Origin of the sequence: Actinoplanes sp. NPDC024001 (assembly GCF_040638955.1) — a bacterium.
In the GTDB taxonomy this organism is placed as follows: domain Bacteria; phylum Actinomycetota; class Actinomycetes; order Mycobacteriales; family Micromonosporaceae; genus Actinoplanes.
Map to the genome: position 1 here is coordinate 1 of NZ_JBEZZB010000191.1, position 3,722 is coordinate 3,722.

A 3,722-nucleotide genomic window follows, 5' to 3' on the forward strand; every position below is an offset into this window, starting at 1 on the left:
GCGCCGCAGCCGGACACCGGCGCCGTGCCCACCGGCCGGCTGATCGCGGTCACCGGCGCCGGCGGCCCGGCCGGCGTCGCCGTCATCAAGGCGCTGCAGGCCGGCGGCGACCACGTGCTCGCCCTGGACGCCAACCCGGACGCCGTCGGCCTGCGCCTGGCCGGCCGCGCCGCCGTGCTGCCCCGCGCCGACCAGCCCGGATACGCCGAAGCCCTGCTCGCCGCCCTCGACGAGCACCGCCCAGCCGCGCTGATCTGCACGGTCGCCGAGGAGTACGCGGCCCTCACCGCGCTCACCGGCCACCTCGACCGGCTCGGCGTGCGCACCTGGCTGCCGGACCTGAACGCCGCCGAGACCTGCCTCGACAAGGTGGCCTTCGCCGCCGCCCTCTACCAGGCGGGTGTGCCGCACCCGACGACCGCGTGGAACGCCGCCACCGCCGAGATGATCCCCGGCCCGTGGGTGGTCAAGCCGGCCCGCGGGCGCGGCAGCCGCGACGTCGTCATGGTCGACGACCCGCGCGAACTCGCGCACGCCTTCGCCACGGTGCCGGGCGCCATCGCGCAGACCCGGCTGGCCGGGCGGGAGTTCACCGCTGACGCACTCGTCGACCGGGACGGCAGCCTGGCGGTCTGCGTGCCGCGCTGGCGCGACGAGACCCGCGGTGGCATCTCGACCCGGGGCACGACGTTCTCCTCGGAGGCCGTCACCGAGGTGGTCGCGGCCACCCTGCGGGCGGTCGGGCACACCGGGCCGGCGAACGTGCAGGGCTTCGTCGCGGAGAACGGGGCGGTCACGATCGTCGAGGTGAATCCACGTTTTTCCGGCGGGCTGCCGCTCACTCTCGCCGCGGGTGCGGACGTCGTTCGTACGTACCTCGAAGGAATCTTGAACCCGGGCGCGCGGCTGCCCGGTCTCACCTATCAGCCTGGCGTGCGGATGGCCCGGCACTTCGCCGAGGTGTACTACGACGCCGCCGGCGCCCCGATCACCGACCCGCTCGCGCTGGGAGTCGCCCGATGAAGCACCTCCTGGTCCCGTTCGGCACCCGTCCTGAGGTGATCAAGCTGGCGCCGGTGGTGCGGGCCCTGCGCGCCGCCGGGCACACCGTCACCGCCGTCGACACCGGACAGCACGCCGACGCCGCGATGAGCGCCGACGTGCAGCGCACCCTCGGGCTGACCCCCGACGTACGCCTGACCCTGCCGAACGGGCCCGGCCGCCTGGGCGCGCTGCTCACCGGCGCCGCCCAGCTCCTGGCCGGCGTGCCGGCCGACCTCGTGCTCGCCCTCGGCGACACTCACACCGTGCCCGCCTACGCGCTCGCCGCCCGCGGCGCCGGCATCCCCTTCGCCCACCTGGAGGCCGGCCTGCGCAGCTTCAACCCGCGCAGCCTCGAAGAGGTCAACCGCCGGGTCGCGGCCGCCACCGCCCAGCTGCACTTCGCACCGACCGCCCGCGCCGCCGCCTTCCTGGCGTCCGAAGGCGTTCCCGCCTCGCGCGTCTTCGTCGTCGGCAACCCGGTCGTCGACGCCCTGCGCGACCGCGGCGTCACGCCGGTGCCGCCCGCGGACCGCACCGGCGTGCTGGTCACCGCCCACCGCGCCTCCAACGTGGACGACCGGGCCCGGCTCGCCCGCCTCGTCGACGTCATCGCCCGGCTGGCCGCGATCGGCCCGGTCCGTTTCCCGATCCACCCGCGCACCCACGCCCGGCTGCTGGAGACCGGCCTGCTGGCGAAGCTGTCCGGACTGCCCGGCGTGACCTGCGAGGAGCCGCTGCCGTACGACGCTCTGCTGCACGCCCTCGCCCATGCCCGCGTCGTGGTCACCGATTCCGGCGGCCTGCAGGAGGAAGCCGCCTACCTGGGCGTGCCGGTGGTGGTGCTGCGCCGCTCCACCCCACGCTGGGAGGGCGTCGAAGCCGGAACCGCCGTGCTCACCGGCATCACCAGCGACGACGAGGCGAACCGCGCGGTGGCCGCCGCCCACTCGCTCAGCGCCCCGGAGGCTCTCCGCCGCATCGCCGCCCTGCCCTGCCCCTACGGCGACGGCGACACCGGCCCGCGCGTGGCCGCGCTGTTGGCCGATCCCGCGGTGGATCCGTTGCTGGCCCTCGACGAACCCGACTACACCGACGGCTCGCGCCCGTGGATCGCAGCATGACGGCGGCCACCTCGCGCCGCCGGCGCATCACCGCCAGCAGCTCGCCCTCCCGTCGTGGGGGCGACGCATGACCGCCCGCCGTTCGCGTGTCCGCTTGGGAGCCGCCACCTTGCCACCTTCAGCGCGCGTTGCCGCGGCCTTGCCACCTTCCGCCCGCGTTGCCGCGGCCTTGCCACCTTCCGCCCGCGTTGCCGCGGCCTTGCCACCTTCCGCCCGCGTTGCCGCGGCCATGCCACCTTCCGCCCGCGTTGCCGCCGCGGTGCCGCCGTCGGCCCGCGAAGCTGCGGTATTGCCGGCCCTCAGCTCGCGCGATCGCTTCGGTGGCGCTGCATGACCGCCGGTAGCTCGTGTATCCGCCCGGGAGCCGCCGCATGATCACCTCGCATCGCTCACCTGTCGCCGGCACGGCCTTCGACGGCGACGCCGTCGACTGCGTCTCGCCGCGCGCGGCCTTCGGCAGCGGCGCCGCCACCTGCATGACCCGCTGCCAGGCCGCCGCCGGCGGCGCCGTCGCCTGCGCCGAGCGTTCCCCCGCGGCGCCGAAGGAGACCCAGCCATGACCACCCCCGTCTGGACCGGCCCGGCCCCCGCCGGCATCGTCATCGACCTCGACGACACCCTGTTCCCGCAGGCCGCCTACCTCTACGGCGCCTCCCGCGCCGTCGGCCGCGCAGGCGCGGCCCACGGCCTCGACCCCATCCGGCTAGCCCGCCTGGTCCGCCGCCAGCTCATCGCCGGCTCCGACCGCGGCGGCACCATCGATCGAGCCCTTTCGGCGTACGGCCTGAGCCCCGCCCGCACCGCCGAACTCATCCCCGACCTGGTGGCGGCGTTCACCACATACCGCCCTCGCCGACTGCCCCTCTATCCCGGTGCCGCCGACGCGCTGGCCGCGCTGGCCGCCCATTACCCGGTGGCGTGCCTGACCGACGGCAACCCGCTGATCCAGCGCGCCAAGCTGGCCGCCACCGGCCTGACCAGAGCCTTCATCACCGTAGTGATCACCGACGAACTGGGCGGCCGCGCAGCCCGCAAGCCCCACCCCGGCGGCCTGCGCCACGCCGCGAACACCCTCGGCCTCGACCCGTCCGAACTCGTCATGATCGGCGACCGCCCCGGCAAGGACGTAGCGATCGCCCAAGCCCTGGGCGCCCGCTCCATCCGCGTGCAAACCGGCGAATACGCCGACACCCCCGACGAGCCCGCCGCCACCGTGGTCGTCCCCGACCTCCCCACCGCTGCCGCCCTCCTTCTCCCCAAATAACCGCCCCGCCGCTGTTGCCGTTGCCCCTGCCACCTCCGCTCTCGCTGCCTCATACCGCGGCCACCGAGACGGCCTCGGCTGCCGGTCCGATCGAGCCGTAGCCGCTGGGGAGCGCCCGCACGCCGATCATGGCCAGCCGGCTCTCAGCACTGTTCTGAGCGCGTGCAGACAGCCCTGCCCGCCAGCCGGCTCATCCGGCTGCGCGTAAAAGTTGTTCCAGCCCGGCTGCGGCGACACTGGCGGTCAGCCGGCTCATCCGGCTGCACGTGGGAGTTGCTTCGGCCGGGCTGTGG

At 75.2% G+C, this 3,722-nt stretch carries 4 protein-coding genes; all 4 read left to right on the forward strand.

What is annotated here, in order from left to right; translation table 11 throughout:
* On the forward strand, positions 1-1,023 hold a 1,023-nt coding region (locus AB0F81_RS43755; RefSeq protein ID WP_360208736.1), incomplete at its 5' end, for an ATP-grasp domain-containing protein.
* Positions 1,020-2,165, forward strand: coding sequence for a UDP-N-acetylglucosamine 2-epimerase (non-hydrolyzing) (gene wecB / locus AB0F81_RS43760; protein ID WP_360208738.1), 1,146 nt, complete (start codon positions 1,020-1,022; stop codon positions 2,163-2,165). The genes AB0F81_RS43755 and wecB, both read left to right, overlap by 4 nt.
* Before the next feature lie 371 nt (positions 2,166-2,536).
* The gene (locus AB0F81_RS43765) at positions 2,537-2,725 is read left to right on the forward strand and encodes a hypothetical protein (RefSeq protein ID WP_360208741.1); all 189 of its coding nucleotides are present in this window, start codon (positions 2,537-2,539) and stop codon (positions 2,723-2,725) included.
* On the forward strand, positions 2,722-3,429 hold the full coding sequence (locus tag AB0F81_RS43770) for an HAD family hydrolase (protein WP_360208744.1): 708 nt from the start codon (positions 2,722-2,724) through the stop codon (positions 3,427-3,429). Before AB0F81_RS43765 ends, AB0F81_RS43770 begins: the two co-directional genes overlap by 4 nt.
* Positions 3,430-3,722 lie beyond the last annotated feature (293 nt).